Raw genomic sequence first — 17,450 nt, 5'->3', positions numbered from 1 at the left:
ACGGTCAACGGGCGACGGTCGGCAGGGGGCAGCCGACGGGCGACGGAGAACGGATGCCAGCGAACAGATGACAGATTTCGAAATCTGTCATCTGTTCGCTGATGCCCGTTGGCCGCACCCCGCCAGTCGTCAGCTGTGCTCGTACCGCCGGATCGCCCGCAGGCCGCCCAATAGCGCCAGGGTGGTCCAGGCCGCCATGATCAGCAGCCCGGTCCAGTGGCCGTAGTGGATGCCCGCTTCCGTCTGGGTCCGTGTCGCGTACAGGCCGGCCCGGTCGGGCAGGAACTGGCCGAGTTCGCGGACACCGGGGATGGCAGCCAGCCAGGTGGTCCCCAGGAACACCATCGGCGTCAGCAGGCCGAGCGCGGCGCTGAAGTTGCCCAGCATCGCGGTCAGTCCGAGGCAGAGCAGCACCATCATCGGGTGGTACAGCACACCGGCCAGGAAGCTGCGGGCCAGGCCAGGGGTGGAGAGGTCCAGGCCCACGGTCGTGCCGACGGCCAGGAACGAACCCGCCGTCGAGGCCAGCCCGAGCAGCAGCCCCAGCCCGGCGCCCAGCGCGAGCTTGGCACCGTACAGCCGGCCGCGCCGTGGCACGGCGGTGAGGGAGGTGCCGATCATGCGGGTGTTGAACTCCTGCCCCATCAGCAGGATGCCGAGGCAGGCCACCGCGACGTGACCGAACAGCAGCCCGTAGAAGATCCCGCCGGCCGGGTCCTCGCCGGGGGTGTGGTCCTTCGTCCCGTAGGCGACGCCGACGGCCGCCGTGATGCCGACGGTCAGCGCCAGGGCGACCAGCGGGGCCGCCCACTGTGAGGGCAGGGTGGTGAACTTGACCCGTTCGGCGCGCAGGGCGTCGGCCATCGTGCTCATGTTCGTCCTCGACTTCCTTTCCCCCGTGGTCACTTGGTACGTCGCAGGGCGCGCAGGCCGCCGTACGCCGCCAGGGCGGTCCAGAGCGCCATGATCAGCAACCCGGTCCAGTGGCCGTAGGCCACCTGCGGGTCGTCCGCGTACCGCAGCGCGTACTGTCCGGCCCGGTCGGGCAGGAACTGGACCACCCCGCGCACCCCGGGCACGCCGCCGAGCAGCGGGGAGAGCAGGAAGAGGGACGGGACCAGCAGGCCCATGGCGGCGGTGAGGTTGCCCAGCAGGGCGGTTGTCCCGAGGCAGAACACCACCAGCAGCGTCTGGTAGAGCACTCCGGCGACGGCCGCGCGGACGAAGGCGGGCCCGTCCCAGTCGGCGGGGACGGTGGCGGCGTACCCGGCGAAGGCGCCCGCCGTGCCGACGGTGCCGACCGCCAGCCCGACCAGCGCGCCGAGCGTCAGCTTGGCGCCGTAGAGCCGGCCGCGTCGCGGGACGGCGGTGAGCGACACGTCCAGCATGCGGGTGTTGAACTCCTGGCCGATCAGCAGGATGCCGAAGCAGATCAGCGCCGCCTGGCCGAAGTTGAGTCCGTAGAAGATCCCGACACCGGGGTCGTCGGTGATGCTGTGGTCCTTGCCGCCGAGGGCGGCACCGATGGCGGTGGTGGCGCCGGCGGTGAGCGCCAGGGCGAGCAGTGGGGTGATCCAGAGCGAGCGGAGCGTGGTGAGCTTGATCCCCTCGGCGCGCAGGGCGTTGCGGGCCGGGCCCGGGGAGAGGGATGCGGCAGTGGGCGGCGCGTTCACGGGGCGACCTCCGCCCGGTACTCGACGCTGTCGGCGGTCATCCGCATGAACGCCTCCTCCAGTGAGTCCTGTTGCACGGCGATCTCGTACAGCACCACGCCGTTGGCGGCGGCGAGCGCGGCGATCCGCTCGGGTTCGGCGCCGCTCACCTCCCAGGCGCCGTCGCCGACTTCGGTGGCGTCGAGGCCGTGGCCGGTGTCGCCGAGCAGGGCGGCGAGCTTGGCCGGGTCGACGGCGCGGACCCTGACCCGGGTGCGGCCGTGACGGTCGATGAACTCGGAGGTGGCGGCGTCGGCGAGCAGCCGTCCGCGCCCGATCACCACCAAGTGGTCGGCGGTGAGGGCCATTTCGGTCATCAGGTGGGAGGAGACCAGGACCGACCTGCCCTCCGCGGCCAGGTCGCGCAGCAGGGTGCGGATCCAGCGGATGCCTTCCGGGTCCAGGCCGTTCACCGGTTCGTCCAGCAGCAGCACCGGCGGGTCGCCGAGCAGTGCGGCGGCGACTCCCAGGCGCTGGCGCATGCCGAGGGAGAAGCCCCGGACCCGCCGCCCGGCGGCGTCGGCGAGACCGACCTGGCCGAGCACTTCGTCGACCCGGCGGGCCGGCAGCCCGTTGCTCGCGGCGAGCCAGCGCAGGTGGCCGTGCGCGGTCCGGCCGCCGTGCAGGGCCTGGGCGTCCAGCAGCGCTCCGACCGTCCGCAGCGGGTCGGGGAGTTCGACGTACGGCCGGCCGCCGATCAGGGCGTGTCCGGCGGTCGGACGGTCGAGGCCGAGGGCAAGGCGCATGGTGGTGCTCTTGCCGGCGCCGTTCGGGCCGAGGAAGCCGGTCACCACGCCGGGCCGGACCTCGAACGTCAGGTCGTCGACGACGCGTCGGCCGTCGTACTCCTTGGTCAGGCCCCGGATCTCGATCACGGCCCGCTCCCTTCGTTCCCGTCGTCGGTGGTCTCCGCCGGTGCCGGCTGTGGTGGGCCCCGGCGGTGGCTCCATTCGACCGGAGCGGGCCGGTGCGGCGGATCCCGCCGGCGCGGGGAGCCGTCTCCCTCCCGGGAGGGAGGTCGTGGGCGGACCGGTGCGGGAGCCGGAGGACGACGGCGGCCTGGCAGGATGGCCCGATGTCCACGATCGCAGCGCTGAAGAGCGCGGTGTCCGGAACCGCCGCGCCGGGAAGCAGGGTTCCCGGGATCGTCACGCCGCTGACGGCCGGCGCCACCTACGCACGACTGCTGCACCTGCTGGTCGGGTGGATCTTCGCGGGCATCGTGCTGATGGTCTATCCGGGGACGGGGGACAAGGGCCTCGGCGAGATCCTGATGAAGAGCATCGCGCTGGACACCGTGCTGCTGGCCCTCGCCGCGCTCATCCCGGCGGCACGGCGAGCCGAAGGCGTGCAGGCCCGCCTGCTGCTGGTGCCCGACCGCGAGGAGGACATCGCCACCGAGCCCTCCCGCACCTGGGCCGACCGGAGGCGCACGGCCGGCTGGGTGATCGGTCGGGTCGCGCTCGGTTCGGCGGTCGGCTTCGCACTGGTCTTCGCACTCACCGCCGGCTACCAGGGGCTGACCGGTCCGCGGGCGCTCTGGTACCTCCCGTTCTCCCCGCTGATGGTGCTCGGCTCCGGCTGGTTCCTGGTGTACGCGGGCCGCCTCCAACTCGCCATGGCCGTACGGCTGCTGGGGCCGTCCCCGGCCGAGCGGCTGGCCGAGGCGGAGCTGCGGGCCGAACGCCTGCTGGAGCGCAACCGGCTGGCCCGCGAGCTGCACGACTCGATCGGCCACGCCCTGACGGTGACGGTCCTCCAGGCGGGAGCCGCGCGCGAGGTCGGGGATCCGGCCTTCGTCGCCAAGGCGCTCGAAGTCATCGAGGAGACCGGCCGGCGGGCCATGGACGACCTCGAACGCACCCTCGTCCTGCTGCGCGAGACCCCGGCCGGGGCGAACGGGGTGGCCACCGAACAGCCCGGAATCGACCAGCTGCCCGCGCTGTTCGACACCGCCCGGGCGGCCGGCAGCCCGGTGGACGCGCGGGTCGAGGTGCCGCCCGGCACACTGCCGGGGGTGCTCTCCCGGGAGTCGTACCGGATCGTCCAGGAGGGCGTCACCAACGCGCTCAAGTACGCCCACGGCGAACCGGTCGACATCCGGATCGCCGTCCGCGACGGCATGTTGGAGCTGAGCTGCGCCAACCGGCTGCCCGGCGTGGGACGTTCGGCGGACGGGACGGTGCGGGCCTCGGCCGGTGGGGCGGGCAGAGGCGCAACGCGTAAGGGTGGCAAGGGATTGCGCGGCATCCGCGAGCGCGCCACCCTGCTCGGCGGGGAGGCGACGGCGGGGACGCCGGAAGACGGGAACGGGCAGTGGGTGCTGACCGTCCGGCTGCCCCTACGCTTGGGTACGTGACGAACGATCTTGTGAGGGAAGGTCCGGCCGCAGCCACCGCCGGGATGACGGACATCCTCCTCGCCGACGACGAGGAGCTGATCCGGGCCGGCCTGCGAGCCGTTCTGGAGGCGCAGGGGGACCTGCGGGTGGTCGGCGAGGCGGCCGACGGCGCGGAAGCGGTCGCCCTGGCCCGCGCGCTGCGTCCGCAGGTGGTGCTGATGGACGTCCGGATGCCGGTGCTGGACGGCCTGGCGGCCACCCGCGAACTGCTGCGCCCCGGCGCACCGGGGGAGCGCCCGCCGCGGATCCTGGTCGTGACCACCTTCGAGAACGACGACTACGTGTACCAGGCACTGCGCGCGGGCGCCGACGGCTTCCTGCTCAAGCGCACCCGTCCGGCCGAGATCGCGCAGGCGGTACGGCTGGTGGCGGCGGGCGAGTCGCTGCTGTTCCCGGCCGCGATCCGCCGGCTGGCCGCCGGGCACGGCAACCCGGGTGCCCGGGCGGCGATGGAGCGGGCGGCGCTGACCGAGCGCGAGGCGGAGGTGCTGCGGCTGGTCGCCCGAGGCCTCAGCAACGGGGAGATCGCCGAGCAGCTGTTCGTCGGCGTGCAGACGGTGAAGACGCACGTCAGCAGCGTGCTGGCGAAGCTGGGCGCACGGGACCGCACCCAGGCGGTGATCGCGGCGTACGAGTCGGGGTTCGTCGAGCCGGCGGAGTGACCGGTGCCCGGCCGGGCACCGAGCGGCCTGCCGGGGTGCCCTTGTCGTGGGGCGGCCGGATCAGGGGACGGCCGGGGCAAGGGGCGGACGGGTCAGGGGGCGGGCGGGTCAGGGACGGCCGGGCCCGTCAGGCCGGGTAGGCGTGGGTCTGGGCGGCCTTGACCGAGGCCCAGACCGGGACGCCCGGCGCCAGCTCCAGCTCCGCGACGGCGGCCGGGGTGAGGTCGGCGGCCATCGGCAGCTCGCCGGCGAGTTCGGCGCGGACCTGGTCGCCGTGCAGGTCCAGCCCGGTGACCTCGGCCTGCCACAGGTTGCGCGCGCTGGTCAGCGGGCGCTCCCGGTACAGCGTCACGGCGGAGGGAGGGAAGGCGACGAAGGCCGGACCGTCCAGTTCCTCGGTGGTGGCGAGGACCGTGCCGTCCGGGAGCGTGACCCGGCTGCCGTCGGCCCGCCCCTGGTAGAGGTTCAGCCCGACCAGCCGGGCGATGTAGTCGGTGCGCGGGCGCCGGGCGACCTCCGCCGGGCTGCCGGACTGCACCTCCTGCCCGTCCTCGATCACCACCAGCCGGTCGGCCAGCACCATCGCGTCCAGCGGGTCGTGCGTCACCAGCACCGCCACCGCCTCGAACTCGGCGAGATGACGCCGCAGTTGGGCCCGTACGTCGAGCCGGGTGCGGGCGTCCAGGGCGGCCAGCGGCTCGTCCAGCAGGAGCAGCCGGGGGCGTACGGCGAGGGCGCGGGCCAGTGCCACCCGCTGGGCCTGACCGCCGGAGAGCCGGCCGGGACGGACCGTCGCGTGGTCGGCCAGGCCCATCAGCTCCAGCCAGCCGGCCGCCTCGGCCCGTGCCTCGCGCTTGGGGCGGCCCTGGCAGCGCGGGCCGAAGGCGACGTTGTCGAGCGCGCTGAGGTGCGGGAACAGCAGGTAGTCCTGGAACACCACGCCGACCGGCCGCTCCTCGGCGGGGGTGTGCACGCGCCGCTCCGGGTCCTCCAGGAGACGGCCGTCCAGGCGCAGGTGGCCGCCGGTGAGCGGGAGCAGTCCGGCGAGGGCGCGCAGGGCGGTGGACTTGCCGGCGCCGTTGGGGCCGAGCAGCGCGACCACCTCGCCGGGGGCGGCGGTGAGGGCGAGGTCGAGGGCGAACGCGGCGCGCTCGACCCGCAGACGGGCGTCCAGGGCGGGGCCGGGGAGGCGTTCGGTGCTCATCGGGGCGGCGTCCAGGTGTGCGGGGGAAGGTCCGAGGCGGTGTCAGCGGCGATCTCAGAGGTGGAGGCCGAGGCGGCGGGTGCGGGCGCGGTCACGGCGTCGACAGCCAGCGGTCGCGCAGGCCGGCCAGGACGGCGACGGAGACCACCAGCAGCACCAGTGACAGCGCGATCGCCGCCTGCGGGTCGGACTCCATGGCCAGGTAGACGGCCAGCGGCATGGTCTGGGTGCGGCCGGGGAAGTTGCCCGCGAAGGTGATCGTCGCGCCGAACTCGCCGAGCGCCCTGGCCCAGGCCAGGACGGCTCCGGCGGCGATCCCCGGGGCGATCAGCGGCAGGGTGACCCGCCGGAACGCGGTCAGCCGGGAGGCGCCCAGGGTCGCGGCGGCCTCCTCGTAGCGGGGATCGGCGGCCCGCAGCGCCCCCTCGACGCTGATCACCAGGAAGGGCATCGCCACGAACGCCTCGGCGATCACGACCCCGGTGGTGGTGAACGGCAGCGTGATGCCGAAGGCCGAGTCCAGCCAGGAGCCGACGATGCCGCGCCGCCCGAGCACCAGCAGCAGCGCCACACCGCCGACCACCGGCGGCAGCACCAGCGGCAGGGTGACCAGCGCCCGGATCACCCGCCGGCCGGGCAGCTCGGTGCGGGCGAGCAGCCAGGCCAGCGGGACGCCGAGGACCAGCGAGACCGCGGTCGCCGCGGTCGCGCTGATCAGCGACAGCCGCAGCGCGTCCCAGACGGCGGTGCTGGTGAGCTGCTCGGACAGGCTGCTCCAGGGCGCCCGGATCAGCAGACCGACCAGGGGTAGGACCAGGAACGCCAGTCCGAGCAGCGCAGGGAGCAGCAGCGTGACCGGGACGCGGTGCGGGCGGCGGCCGCGCGGGCGGGTGCCCGGGTGGTGGCGCGGCAGGGACTTCGCGGGTCCCGTCCCGCGGCCCTCGGCGTTGCCGGTCCTGAGGTCCCGGCCGGGGCGGTTCTCTCCGGGGCCGGTGCTGCGGTCGCTCACGGCGCCTGGAAGCCCGCCGCGGTCAGCACCTGCTTGGCCTCGGGCGACTGGACGTACGCGACGAAGGCGGCGGCGCCGTCCTTGTTGGGTGCCTTGGCGAGCGCGGCGATCGGGTAGTCGTTCACGGCCTTGTCGGCCTCGGGGAAGTCCACACCGTCGATCTTCGCAGCATCGGCCCGCACGTCGGTCCGGTACACCAGTGAGGCGTCGACCTCGCCCAGTTCGACCTTGGTGAGCGCGCCCTTGACGTCCTGCTCCAGGGTGACCGGGGTGAGGTCGACGGCGGCGGCCTTGAGCGCGGTCTGGGCGGCGGCGCCGCACGGCACCTCCTTCGCGCACAGGGCGACCTTGACGCCGGAGGCGGTGAGGTCCTTGAGGCCGGCGATGTGCTTGGGGTTGCCCTTGGGGACGGCGATGGTGAGCGCGTTCCTGACGAAGGTCGTCGGCTGCCCGGCGGCGCCGCCCGCGTCCGTCACGGTCTTCATGGTGGCGGGGCTGGCGGCGGCGAAAACGTCCGCCGGGGCACCGGAGTTGATGCTGGTGGCGAGGCCGGAGCTGCCGCCGAAGTTGAAGGTGACCTTGGAGCCCGGGTTGGCGGCCTCGAACTTCTTGCCGAGGTCGGTGAAGGTCTCCTTGAGGGAGGCGGCGGCGAAGACGGTGACGGTCCCCGAGGCCTTGGGGACGCCGCCGCTGCCGGCCGCGGACGGGGCGGCGGAGCCGTCCGAGGAGGCGGTGGAACCGGAGGACTTGCCGCCGTCGCTGCCGCAGGCGGTGACCCCGAGGCCGAGAGCGAGGACCGCCGCGACGGCGACGGTGAGCCTGCGGGTGGTGGTCGTACGGGTGCTCATCGGGGCTTCCCCTCCCGGGTACGCGCCGAATGAGGCGCGAGGGACTGGTCGCAGGTGCGGCCACGACGGCGATCATAGTGCCGCAAATACGAGCGATACATCCCCTGTCGGTTCGCACGGGCGGGCCCGGCGCCGGCCTCCCTGCTGCCGTGGGACGGCTCAGGCAGCTCAAGCGGGCCCGGTGGACGTGACGGGGCGGACCCGTGGGGCGACGGCGGCGGGCCGCCCGGGCGGCGAGTGCCGTTCGGTCCGGAGACCGTCCTGGGGTTCGCCCGGAGCGAGGAGGCCTTCCCCGGACGTGAACCGCACCGGCGCGCAGGCGTGGTGGTGCGGCCGCTCGCCGAACGCTGGAGCCCCGCGCTCGGGGGGCGTGCGATCGCCGAGGTGGCCGGTGACGCTTACCCGACCCGCAAGGGGGGCACCGAATACGAGTGAGGCGGGGCCGGAGCCGGGCGGGTCGGTTCGGCCGGGCGGGTCCGGGCTCGGCTCCGTCCGGTGCCGACTGCCCGTCGGCGGCGTCGACGGGCACATCCCCGCGCAAGGAGTGCCGATGGCCACCGAAGCAGTCTCCGTTCCCGTTCCCGCGGGCGTCCCGGTGCCCGCACCCACCTCCGCCATACCCGTCCCGGCCGGGATCCCGCTGCTCGGATCGCTGTTCGACCTCACCCGCCGCCCGCTGCGCAGCTACCTCGCGGCCCGCCGCGACCACGGCGACGTGGTGCACTTCCAGGCCGGGCCGCCCGGGCTGCGGGCCGACTTCTACGGGGTGTTCTCGCCGGAGGGTGTCCACCAGGTGCTGGCCGGCGAGGCGGCCAACTTCCGCAAGGAGGATGCCTTCTACGACGAGCTGCGGACCAACGTCGGCAACGGCCTGCTGACCAGCCAGGACGCGGAGTACCAGCGCCAGCGCCGGCTGGTCCAGCCGCTGTTCACCCGGCGCCGGGTGGACGGCTACGCGGACGCGATCGCCCGGGAGGCGCAGTCGCTCGCCGATCGCTGGCGGGCGGTGCCCGGCGGGGTGGTGGACGCGGCGGAGGAGACCTCCAGGTTCGCGCTGCGGACGGTCGCGCGCGTCCTCTTCGGCACCGACGTGGAGGAGGCGGTGGCGGTGGTGCACCGCAGCTTCCCGGTGCTCGGCGAGTACGTGAAGGAGCGTGGCTACGCGCCGATACGGCTCCCGCGCACCTGGCCGACCCCGTCGAACCGGCGCGGTGCGGAGGCCCGGCGGGCGCTGTACGAGGTCTGCGACCGGATCATCGCCGAACGGGCTACGCGTGACGGTGTCGACGAGGCCGCGGACGACCTGCTCACCCTGCTCGGGCGGGCCCGCGACGAGCACGGCGACCGGCTGGACCCGGACGAACTCCGCGACCAGGTCCTGGTGTTCCTGCTCGCCGGACACGAGACCACGGCCACCGCGCTGGCCTTCGCGCTGCACCTGCTGGCCAAGCACCCCGAGCAGCGGAGGCTCGCCAGGGAGGAGGCGCGGACCGTCCTGGCCGGGCGGGCGCCCACGGCGGCGGACCTGGACGCGCTGCCGTACATCACCCGGGTGCTGAAGGAGGCGATGCGGCTCTACCCGGCGGCGGCGCTGGGCGGGCGGCGGGCGGTCGCGGAGACCGTCATCGGCGGGTACGTGATCCCGGCGGGGGCGCAGGTCGTGGTCGCGCCGCTGGTCACCCACCGGCACCCGGACCACTGGGTGGACCCGGAGCGCTTCGACCCCGACCGCTTCCTGCCGGAGGCGGAGAAAACCAGGCACCGCTACGCCTGGTTCCCGTTCGGCGGCGGGCCGCGGGCCTGCATCGGGCAGCACTTCTCGATGCTGGAGGCGGTACTGGCGCTGGGGGTGCTGCTGCGGGACTTCGAGATCGAGGCGGTCGACCAGCGGGTGGCGCTCGCCCAGGGGATCACACTGCGGGCGGCGAGCCCGATGCGGATCCGGGTGACGGCGGGCGGCTGACGGCTGACGGCTGACGGCTGAGAGCGGACGGAGTTCAGCGGACGGATGACAGATTTCAGATTCTGTTATCTGTCCGCTGTTATCTGTGCGCTGTTATCTGTCGGCTGTCATTTGTTCGCCGGTGCGCCGCCGTCCATCGCCCACTGGGCACAGGACCGGGACATTCGAACACAACGCCCTCGCCCTGCGGGCAGCTTTTCAGATCTTTCTTTGGCTGATTCCGGCCCCTCGGTAGCGTCCCACGCACCCCAGGCCGGAAGCGCACATGCGGTTGGCATATGCCCTTCGTATGCAGTCCGCCCGGTGAGGGGAGCCCGGGCGCACCGCGTACCGCCCCGGGCCCGACCGGTCGACCGGAGGTCCCATGGGCACCCTCAACCATCTCAGCCTGGGCTGGCTGACCCCCGTCCTCTCGTACCTGATGGCCTGTGCCGGAGCCGCCCTCGGGCTGCGCTGCACGCTGCGCGGCATGGTCGCGAGCGGTCCGGCCCGGCGGAACTGGCTGATCACGGCCGCCGCCGCGATCGGCTCCGGCATCTGGACCATGCACTTCGTGGCCATGTTCGGCTTCACCGTCGACGGCACCGAGCTGCGCTACACCGTCCCGCTGACCGTCCTCAGCCTCGCGGTCGCCGTCCTGGTCACCGGACTCGGTCTGACCGTGGTCTGCCACGGCCGGCACCGCGGCCTCTCCCTGCTGTCCGGCGGCGTCACCACCGGCCTCGGCGTGGCCGCGATGCACTACCTGGGCATGGCTGCCGTACGGATGCACGGGGGCCTGCACTACGACGCCGGGACGGTCGCGCTCTCCGTGCTGATCGCGGTCGGCGCCGCCACCGCCGCGCTCTGGGCCGCCGTCACCATCCGCAACGTGTACGCGGCCGCGGCCGCCGCGATGGCCATGGGTCTCGCCGTCAGCTGCATGCACTACACGGGCATGGCCGCCGTGCACGTCCGGCTGGACCCGACCAGGGCTGGGCTCGACGGGGCCAGCCCGATGGAGTTCGTCTTCCCGCTCGCCGTCGGCCTCGGCTCGTTCCTCTTCCTCGCCTCGGCCTTCGTGGCGCTCTCTCCGACCGCCCAGGAGCGGGCCGGCTACCGGGAGGCGGGTGAGCCGGTCATCGAGGAGTTCCCCGCCGAGGCCCCTGGCCCCGAGCCGGCCCGCCCCGAGCCCACCCCGGCCGAGGCCGAGGCCGGGCACCGCGAGGCCGGGCGCCACGACACCGGGCGGCGCGACCACGCGGCTTGAGCGCCGCCTCCCGGTGCACGCTCCCGCGCCCGCACCCGCGTTCCCGTCCCCGTGTTCCGCCCCCGCCCCGCGTCCCCACCCCCGCGTTCCCGTCGACGCCCTCCCGCTCGAAAGGCTCCTCAGTTCATGCGAGAAGACCGCGGCACCGCCCCCGGTGCCCGCCGGGGTGCCCATGCCGGGCCGCCTGCCCGTCCGCCGCGCCCAGGGCCGTGGCTGCGCGGGCTGCGCCCCCGGACCGTCCGTGCCCGGATCATTGCCCTGCTGATGGTCCCGGTCGTCTCCGTCATCGCCCTGTGGGGGTTCGCCACCGTCACCACCGCCCAGGGCGTCTGGGATCTGCTGCGCCAGCGCGACGCCCAGCGCACGGTGCTCACGCCGGTCGCGGAGACGGTCGCCGGGCTGCAAGCCGAACGCACCGCCGCCGGTCAGCTGCTGGCCGCCCCGGCGACCGCTCCCACCGCCGTCCGGGAGAGCGCCCTGCGCGAGGCGGCGACGGTCACCGACCGGGCGTTCACCCCGCTGTTCCCGGACGCCCGCCACCCCGACCAGGGTTACAACCGTGCGGACGCCCAGGGCCTGGGCGGTGACGCGGCCACCCGGCTGGACGCCCTCGGCAGTTCGCTCGCGGCACTGCCCGTGCTGCGGAGCCGGGTCCTGGCCAGGAGCGTCGGCTGGCCCGAGGCGTACGCCGCGTACGGCGAGGCGGTGGACCGGGCGCTCGCCGCCGCCGGCGTCGTGGCACCGTTCCAGGAGCGGCAGACGGCCGCCGACGCGCGGGTGCTGCTGGAGCTGGCCCGGTCCAGGGAGCTGCTCGCCCGTGAGGACGCGCTGCTGCGCGCTGCCCAGCTGTCCGGTGCGCTCGGTGACGACCAGCTGCGGGAGTTCTCCGGCGCGGCCTTCGCCCGGCGCGCGTTCGAGGTGGGCTCCGCCGCCGACCTGCGCCCCGCCGAGCGGGAGGCGCTGCTCGCCGTCACCGGTGGCCAGGACCACCGCGAGCTGGCCGGGTACGAGGACAGGGTCCGGGCGGCCGCCGACGGCCGGGCCGCCGTCGCGGCGGTGCCGGCGGACCGCTGGGCGATGGTCGCGGGCAACGTGGCCGGTGCCCTGAGGACCGTCGAGGACCAGGCGGGTCGAATCGCCGCCGAGCGCCAGGACCCTTACGCCCTGGGTCTGTTCACCCCGTCCGGGATGGCCGTGCTGCTGGGGCTGGCCGGGGTGATCGCCTCGCTGGTGATCTCGGTGCAGATCGGGCGCGGTCTGGTCACCGAGCTGATCGGCCTGCGGAACTCGGCACTTGAACTGGCCGGCCGCAAACTCCCGGCGACCATGCGGAAGTTGCGCGCGGGAGAGGAGGTCGACATCGAGGTCGAGGCGCCCCGGCCGGTGGAGCGGGGCGACGAGATCGGCCAGGTGCACCGGGCGCTCGGCACCGTCCAGCGGGCGGCCGTCACGGCGGCGGTCGAACGGGCCGAGGTGCTCTCCGGGGTCTCCGGGGTGTTCGTCAACCTCGCGCGCCGCAGCCAGGTCCTGGTGCACCGCCAGCTCACCCTGCTGGACGCGATGGAACGCCGCACCGAGGACCCGTCCGAGCTGGCCGACCTGTTCCGCCTCGACCACCTCACCACCCGGATGCGCCGCCACGCCGAGGGCCTGATCATCCTCTCCGGGGCCGCCCCCGGCCGGGGCTGGCGCCGGCCCGTCCCGCTGGTGGACGTGGTGCGCGCGGCCGTCTCGGAGGTCGAGGAGTACGCCCGGGTCGAGGTGCATCCGCTGCCGCGCGCCGCCGTGGCCGGCCACGCCGTCGCGGACCTCACCCACCTGGTGGCCGAACTGGTCGAGAACGCCACCGGCTTCTCCCCGCCGCACACCCGGGTGCACATCCGGGGCGAACGGGTCGGCAACGGCTTCGCGTTGGAGATCGAGGACCGTGGCCTCGGCATGGGCCCTGAGGTCCTGGCCTCGGCCAACCGCCGGATCGCCGCCGCCGAGCAGAGCGACCTCTTCGACAGCGACCGGCTCGGCCTGTTCGTGGTCAGCCGGCTCGCCCGGCGGCAGGACGTCAAGGTCTCCCTGGTGACCTCCGCGTACGGGGGCACCACCGCCGTCGCCCTGCTGCCCACCACGCTGCTGGCCGAGGAGACGGCGGAGGCGCGGTACGCCTTCGAACCGGTGGGGCCAGTGGCGACTTCGGGCGGCGGGGCGGTCGCGGTGGGGCCGGTGGATCCGGCGTTCGGTGGGTGGGCTCAGCAGGGCGCTCCGGAGCGGGAGTTCGCGCCGGCGCCCGGCCGGGTGGACGATCCGAGGGGTGTCCCGGTCGGCGGTCCGTGGCACCGGGAACCCCCGCAGGGCGGGGTTCCGACGGCGGGTGGGCCGCCGTCGGAGGGCGGGGCGCTGCTGGCGTTCGGCGTCCGGGGCGCCGACCCCGGACCGTTGCGCCGCACCCCCTTCCGGGCCTCAGGGCCCCGGGTGGCCGGTCCGGCCGCGGACGAGGGTGCGGGTGCGGAAGCCCGTCCGCAGGCCGGGCCGCCGCATCCGTACGGTGCGGAGCCGAACCGTACGGAATCGTGCCCTGAGCCGGAATCCGGACCGCCCTCGGGCGGTCACCGGGTCGACCAGGGCCCCGAGGAGTTGCCACGCCGGACCCGCCAGGCGAGCCTCGCGCCGCAGCTGCGCGAGGCTCCGACCCGCCCGGCCCCGTACGGGCGTCGCACGGCCGCCGCCTCCGCCGCGCCCTCCGCCTCCGATGTCGCCGTCGAGTCCGGCTCCGGTGACGGTTGGGGTGACGGCTGTGGGCCCGCGGGCCGCAGTCCCGAGGCGGCCCGGGCGGCGATGGCGGCCTTCCAGAACGGGTGGGCGCGCGGCCTGTCCCCGGAGAGTCGGTGGGACGGGCAGCCCGCCGACCCTCCGCAGTCGCCGCGGTCGCGCCACCCCCGATCCTCGTCCCGACCCGAAGGAGACCGTCCGTGATCGCCACCACCCACCGCGCGGGGGAGCTGAACTGGCTCCTCGACGAGCTGGTCCAGCGCGCCCCCGAACTCCGCTTCGCCGTCATGCTCTCCGCCGACGGCCTGGCCATGGGCACCTCGGCGGGCCTGGCGCGCGAGGACGGCGAGCACCTGGCCGCCATCGCCTCCGGCTTCCACAGCCTCGCCAAGGGCGCCGGTCGGCACTTCGGTGCGGGCGAAGTCCGCCAGACCATGGTCGAGTTGGAGGGCGGCTACCTGCTGGTCGCGGCGGCCGGGGAGGGCACCTGCCTCGCCGTGTTCGCCACCGCCCGGGCCGACCTCGGTCTGGTCGCCTACGAGATGGCCAGACTGGTCCGCCGGGTCGGGGAGCACCTGAGCGCCCCGCCGCGGGCGGTGGGCGGCCGGTGAGTCCGGTGCCCCGCCCGCACCGGGGGCGACATCCGGAGCATCCGAGGGCCGAACCCGACGGTCACCCCCGCAACCCGCTGGCCGCGGCCCACCGGGCCCGCTGGTACGACGAGGAGGCCGGACCGCTGGTCCGCCCGTACGCGATGACCCGGGGGCGTACCGGCACCGGGGAGCAGCAGTTCGACCTGATCGCTCTGGTGATCACCGAGCCGCCCGACCCGGCGGTCGGTCCGGCGTTCGGGCCGGCAGCGTCCGAGCCGCCGGTCGGCCCGGAGCAGGCGCGGATCCTCGCGCTGTGCCGGGCCACCCCGTTGTCCGTGGCCGAGCTGGCCGCCGACCTCGACCTTCCGGTGGGCGTCGTGCGGGTGCTGCTCGGTGACCTGCTGACGGCCGGGCTCATCCGGGTCCGCCGTCCCGTTCCGCCCGCCCTGCTCCCCGACGAGCGCATCCTCCAGGAGGTCATCCGTGGACTCCGTGCACTCTGACCACCCGTCCGACTCGTCCGAGCGGTTCGATCCGACCGACCGGTTCGGCCCGTCCGGTCCGTCCGATCCGCGCCGTCGGCCGGATCCGTTCGACCTCGCGGGGCCCGAGGACCCCGACGGCACCGTGCTCGCGCTCAAGATCCTGGTGGCGGGCGGCTTCGGAGTCGGCAAGACGACGCTGGTGGGCGCCGTCAGCGAGATCCGGCCGCTGCGCACCGAGGAGCGGCTGACCGAGGCCGGGCGCGGGGTGGACGACCTGGACGGCGTGGAGCGCAAGTCCACCACCACGGTGGCGATGGACTTTGGCCGGATCACCATCCGCGAGGGCCTGGCGGTCTACCTGTTCGGCACCCCGGGGCAGGACCGGTTCTGGTTCCTCTGGGACGAGCTGGCTCAGGGGGCGCTCGGTGCGGTGGTGCTCGCGGACACCCGCCGGCTGACCGACTGTTTTCCGGCCGTCGACTTCTTCGAACACCGGGGTATTCCGTTCGTGGTCGCGGTGAACCGGTTCGCCGGAACGCGGGACTTCGGCCCGGAGGAGGTCGCCCGCGCGCTGGACCTGGACGCCGGCACTCCCGTGCTCCTGTGCGACGCGCGTCGTCGGGCCTCGGGCAAGGAGGTGTTGATCAAGCTGGTCGAGCACGCGGGCCGGGTGCACGCCGCCCGGCTGCTCGCGGAGGTCTCGTCGGTGGGCTGAGTCGGTGGGCTGAGGCGGCGGGTGGAGTTCAGCCGACGGGTTTCAGATGACAGATAACAGATGACAGATTTCGAAATCTGTCATCTGTTATCTGTCGGCCGTTCGCCGCCACCTGCCGCCCGTCACCCGCGTCTCGTCACCCGCCGGTCCGGCCTGCCCGAGACTTCGGCCGGGCTTCGGCCGGGCTCCGGCCGAGGGGTCGAGGGTTCAGCTGTGCCACTGGAAGACGATCTTCGTCCAGCTGGACCCGGGGCACTTGCCCCAGACCGCCCAGGCCTCCGGTCGCGCGCCGATCCACAGGCCGGTGGTGTGCGAGCCGTCGGCGCAGTAGGTGATGGTGCGCAGGCGGCCGGAGTAGACGTTGCAGTATCCCTCCCAGCGCCAGCCGTAGTTGCCGGTGATGACGCAGCGGTAGGCGTCGGCCGTGATGGTGTTCGAGGGTTCGATGGACCCGGGTGTGACGGTCCGGTGCCGGACCGTCGCCGCGGCGGCCGGCAGGGCGGTGGCCCCGAGCGCGCCGAGGGCGGCCGCGGCGGCCAGTCCGAATGTGGTGATCTTCCTGGCGATGCAACCTCGCATGGTGGTTCTCCTTGCCGAGGGTTCTCGTCGAGCGGCGCGTCCGGGCTGCCGGGGTGTCCGCGCGAAGGCGAAGTCCGGCCCCCCGTACCGCTGGTGACGTGATGCATACGATTGACTGCGCACGGTGAGACGACGAACTATGATGTGACCTGTGTCACAACTCGTCCGGTCGGGTCACATCCCTTGCGACCAGGCCAGACCGGGCGTTCGGGGTGCCGATTTCCGGGGAGAGCGGCATGGCGGATTGCAGTGGTCGGAATGCGGGCGGCGGACGGGGAAAGGACTTCGGTCCGAGCGGGAACGGCGACCAGGAGGCCGAATTCAACCGGGTGTTCACGGATCTGCTGCCCAGGCTCCAGCAGGCGGCGGCCTCGCTGGCCGGCAGTCCGCTCGCCGCCGGGGACGTCGTCCATGACGCGTACCTCCGGATCGCCCGTCGGCCGGAGCGCTTCCTCGGCCATCCGCAGCCGTACGCCTACGCGTTCACCACGATGGTGAACATCCTGCGCGACCAGTGGCGCAGGGAGCGGCGCCGGGTGCCGATGCCGGAGATTCCGGAGGTGGCCGACGCCGCCGCGCGGGACCGGGGGGCGTTCGACCCCCCGACCGGCGGGATGGTCGAGTTGCAGGCGCGCTGGGAGGTGCTGCGGCTGCTGGGTTTCCTGACCGACAAGCAGGCCCGCGTGGTGGTGCTGGTCGACCTCGACGGCTACAGCGTCGACGAGGCGGCCGAACTGCTCGGGCTGCACCGCAGCACGCTGGCCGTCACCCGGCGCCGCGCCCACGGCCGGCTGCGCGCCGTCCTCCAGCGGGAACGCGAGCGCGACTGCGAACGCGAACACGGCCGTGAGGGGGAGCGCAGCCGCGAACGGGGGTGCGAACGGGGCGACCGGGCTCGGCGGCGGAGCCCCGGGCGCGGCATCGGGTGCGACCGCCGCTCCGACGCACCGAGCTGACGGCAAGTCAGCTGATGCGCCGCCCGGGCCCGTACGCTGCGAATCGTGATCACGTACGAGGACGGCCGCCTGCGTGCCCTGGCCGAGGACGGCCGCTGGCCCGAACTGCTCGCCGCCTACCGGCAGGGCCGGGCAGCAGCCGTGGCGGAGGCGGGGGAGGAGGCTGCCGCCGGCCTGACCGCGCCGCTCGGGCATCTGATCGCCTACGCGGCGCCGCCCGAGCTGGCCGTCCGGCTGTTCGACCGGGACGGCGGCGCGGGGACGGCCGCCGGGGTGGCCGACCACGACGCCGGTCCGCTGTGGGAGGTGCT

Annotated in this window: 17 protein-coding genes; 10 read left to right on the top strand and 7 right to left on the bottom strand. The window is 74.3% G+C overall.

The window, feature by feature from the left end:
• Positions 1 to 129: 129 nt before the first annotated feature.
• Genes BU198_RS33840 through BU198_RS33830 form a run of 3 tightly spaced genes read right to left on the bottom strand, consistent with a single transcriptional unit; the run spans position 130 to position 2,587 of the window.
• A complete protein-coding gene (locus BU198_RS33840) occupies positions 130 to 873 on the bottom strand; it encodes a hypothetical protein (RefSeq protein WP_188300670.1) in 744 nt (247 codons plus the stop codon).
• A 29-nt stretch (positions 874 to 902) separates the two neighbouring features.
• Entirely contained in the window at positions 903 to 1,673 is a 771-nt protein-coding gene (locus BU198_RS33835) for an ABC transporter permease (RefSeq protein WP_188300669.1), read from the bottom strand.
• Positions 1,670 to 2,587 carry an ATP-binding cassette domain-containing protein gene (locus tag BU198_RS33830; protein ID WP_188300668.1) on the bottom strand — a complete coding sequence of 306 codons (918 nt, stop codon included), beginning with the start codon at positions 2,585 to 2,587 and terminating at the stop codon, positions 1,670 to 1,672. Before BU198_RS33830 ends, BU198_RS33835 begins: the two co-directional genes overlap by 4 nt.
• Positions 2,588 to 2,787: 200 nt before the next feature.
• Between BU198_RS33830 and BU198_RS33825 the strand changes: the two genes are divergently transcribed.
• Both BU198_RS33825 and BU198_RS33820 read left to right on the top strand, forming a co-directional pair.
• Positions 2,788 to 4,071 (top strand): sensor histidine kinase, encoded by a 1,284-nt coding sequence (locus BU198_RS33825; RefSeq protein ID WP_188300667.1) that lies wholly within the window; start codon positions 2,788 to 2,790, stop codon positions 4,069 to 4,071.
• A gap of 44 nt (positions 4,072 to 4,115) precedes the next feature.
• Positions 4,116 to 4,775 (top strand): response regulator transcription factor, encoded by a 660-nt coding sequence (locus BU198_RS33820; RefSeq protein WP_188300735.1) that lies wholly within the window; start codon positions 4,116 to 4,118, stop codon positions 4,773 to 4,775.
• 127 nt (positions 4,776 to 4,902) lie between these two features.
• Here BU198_RS33820 and BU198_RS33815 read toward each other — a convergent pair whose 3' ends face one another.
• From BU198_RS33815 to modA, 3 genes are all read right to left on the bottom strand, one after another.
• Complete coding sequence (locus BU198_RS33815; RefSeq protein ID WP_188300666.1) at positions 4,903 to 5,979, bottom strand: ABC transporter ATP-binding protein; 1,077 nt, start codon at positions 5,977 to 5,979, stop codon at positions 4,903 to 4,905.
• Positions 5,980 to 6,070: 91 nt separating this feature from the next.
• The gene (locus BU198_RS33810) at positions 6,071 to 6,892 is read right to left on the bottom strand and encodes an ABC transporter permease (RefSeq protein WP_188300734.1); all 822 of its coding nucleotides are present in this window, start codon (positions 6,890 to 6,892) and stop codon (positions 6,071 to 6,073) included.
• Between the two features lie 92 nt (positions 6,893 to 6,984).
• Positions 6,985 to 7,836, bottom strand: coding sequence for a molybdate ABC transporter substrate-binding protein (gene modA, locus BU198_RS33805; RefSeq protein WP_188300665.1), 852 nt, complete (start codon positions 7,834 to 7,836; stop codon positions 6,985 to 6,987).
• Positions 7,837 to 8,386: 550 nt separating this feature from the next.
• Between modA and BU198_RS33800 the strand changes: the two genes are divergently transcribed.
• From BU198_RS33800 to BU198_RS33775, 6 genes are all read left to right on the top strand, one after another.
• Positions 8,387 to 9,799 carry a cytochrome P450 gene (locus BU198_RS33800; RefSeq protein WP_188300664.1) on the top strand — a complete coding sequence of 471 codons (1,413 nt, stop codon included), beginning with the start codon at positions 8,387 to 8,389 and terminating at the stop codon, positions 9,797 to 9,799.
• A gap of 364 nt (positions 9,800 to 10,163) precedes the next feature.
• Positions 10,164 to 11,048, top strand: a complete 885-nt coding sequence (locus BU198_RS33795; protein WP_188300663.1) for an MHYT domain-containing protein — start codon at positions 10,164 to 10,166, stop codon at positions 11,046 to 11,048.
• A gap of 126 nt (positions 11,049 to 11,174) precedes the next feature.
• Positions 11,175 to 14,015 carry a nitrate- and nitrite sensing domain-containing protein gene (locus tag BU198_RS33790; RefSeq protein ID WP_188300662.1) on the top strand — a complete coding sequence of 947 codons (2,841 nt, stop codon included), beginning with the start codon at positions 11,175 to 11,177 and terminating at the stop codon, positions 14,013 to 14,015.
• Positions 14,012 to 14,422, top strand: a complete 411-nt coding sequence (locus BU198_RS33785) for a roadblock/LC7 domain-containing protein (protein WP_188300661.1) — start codon at positions 14,012 to 14,014, stop codon at positions 14,420 to 14,422. Before BU198_RS33790 ends, BU198_RS33785 begins: the two co-directional genes overlap by 4 nt.
• A gap of 143 nt (positions 14,423 to 14,565) precedes the next feature.
• Positions 14,566 to 14,907, top strand: a complete 342-nt coding sequence (locus BU198_RS33780) for a DUF742 domain-containing protein (RefSeq protein WP_188300732.1) — start codon at positions 14,566 to 14,568, stop codon at positions 14,905 to 14,907.
• 124 nt (positions 14,908 to 15,031) lie between these two features.
• Positions 15,032 to 15,604 (top strand): ATP/GTP-binding protein, encoded by a 573-nt coding sequence (locus tag BU198_RS33775; protein ID WP_317620444.1) that lies wholly within the window; start codon positions 15,032 to 15,034, stop codon positions 15,602 to 15,604.
• Between the two features lie 207 nt (positions 15,605 to 15,811).
• On the opposite strand, the gene BU198_RS33770 is transcribed toward BU198_RS33775, so the two are convergent.
• Positions 15,812 to 16,183 carry a hypothetical protein gene (locus BU198_RS33770; protein ID WP_188300660.1) on the bottom strand — a complete coding sequence of 124 codons (372 nt, stop codon included), beginning with the start codon at positions 16,181 to 16,183 and terminating at the stop codon, positions 15,812 to 15,814.
• Between the two features lie 329 nt (positions 16,184 to 16,512).
• On the opposite strand from BU198_RS33770, the gene BU198_RS33765 reads away from it, so the two are divergent.
• Positions 16,513 to 17,139 carry an RNA polymerase sigma factor gene (locus tag BU198_RS33765; RefSeq protein ID WP_317620438.1) on the top strand — a complete coding sequence of 209 codons (627 nt, stop codon included), beginning with the start codon at positions 16,513 to 16,515 and terminating at the stop codon, positions 17,137 to 17,139.
• A gap of 45 nt (positions 17,140 to 17,184) precedes the next feature.
• Positions 17,185 to 17,450 (top strand): hypothetical protein (locus tag BU198_RS33760; protein ID WP_188300659.1); only part of this gene is annotated, 266 nt, incomplete at its 3' end.

It is taken from the genome of Streptomyces sp. CBMA156 (assembly GCF_014596515.1).
In the GTDB taxonomy this organism is placed as follows: Bacteria; Actinomycetota; Actinomycetes; order Streptomycetales; family Streptomycetaceae; genus Kitasatospora.
Note: the sequence above shows the minus strand (reverse complement) of the source record. Positions and strands in the feature narration are given on the sequence as shown.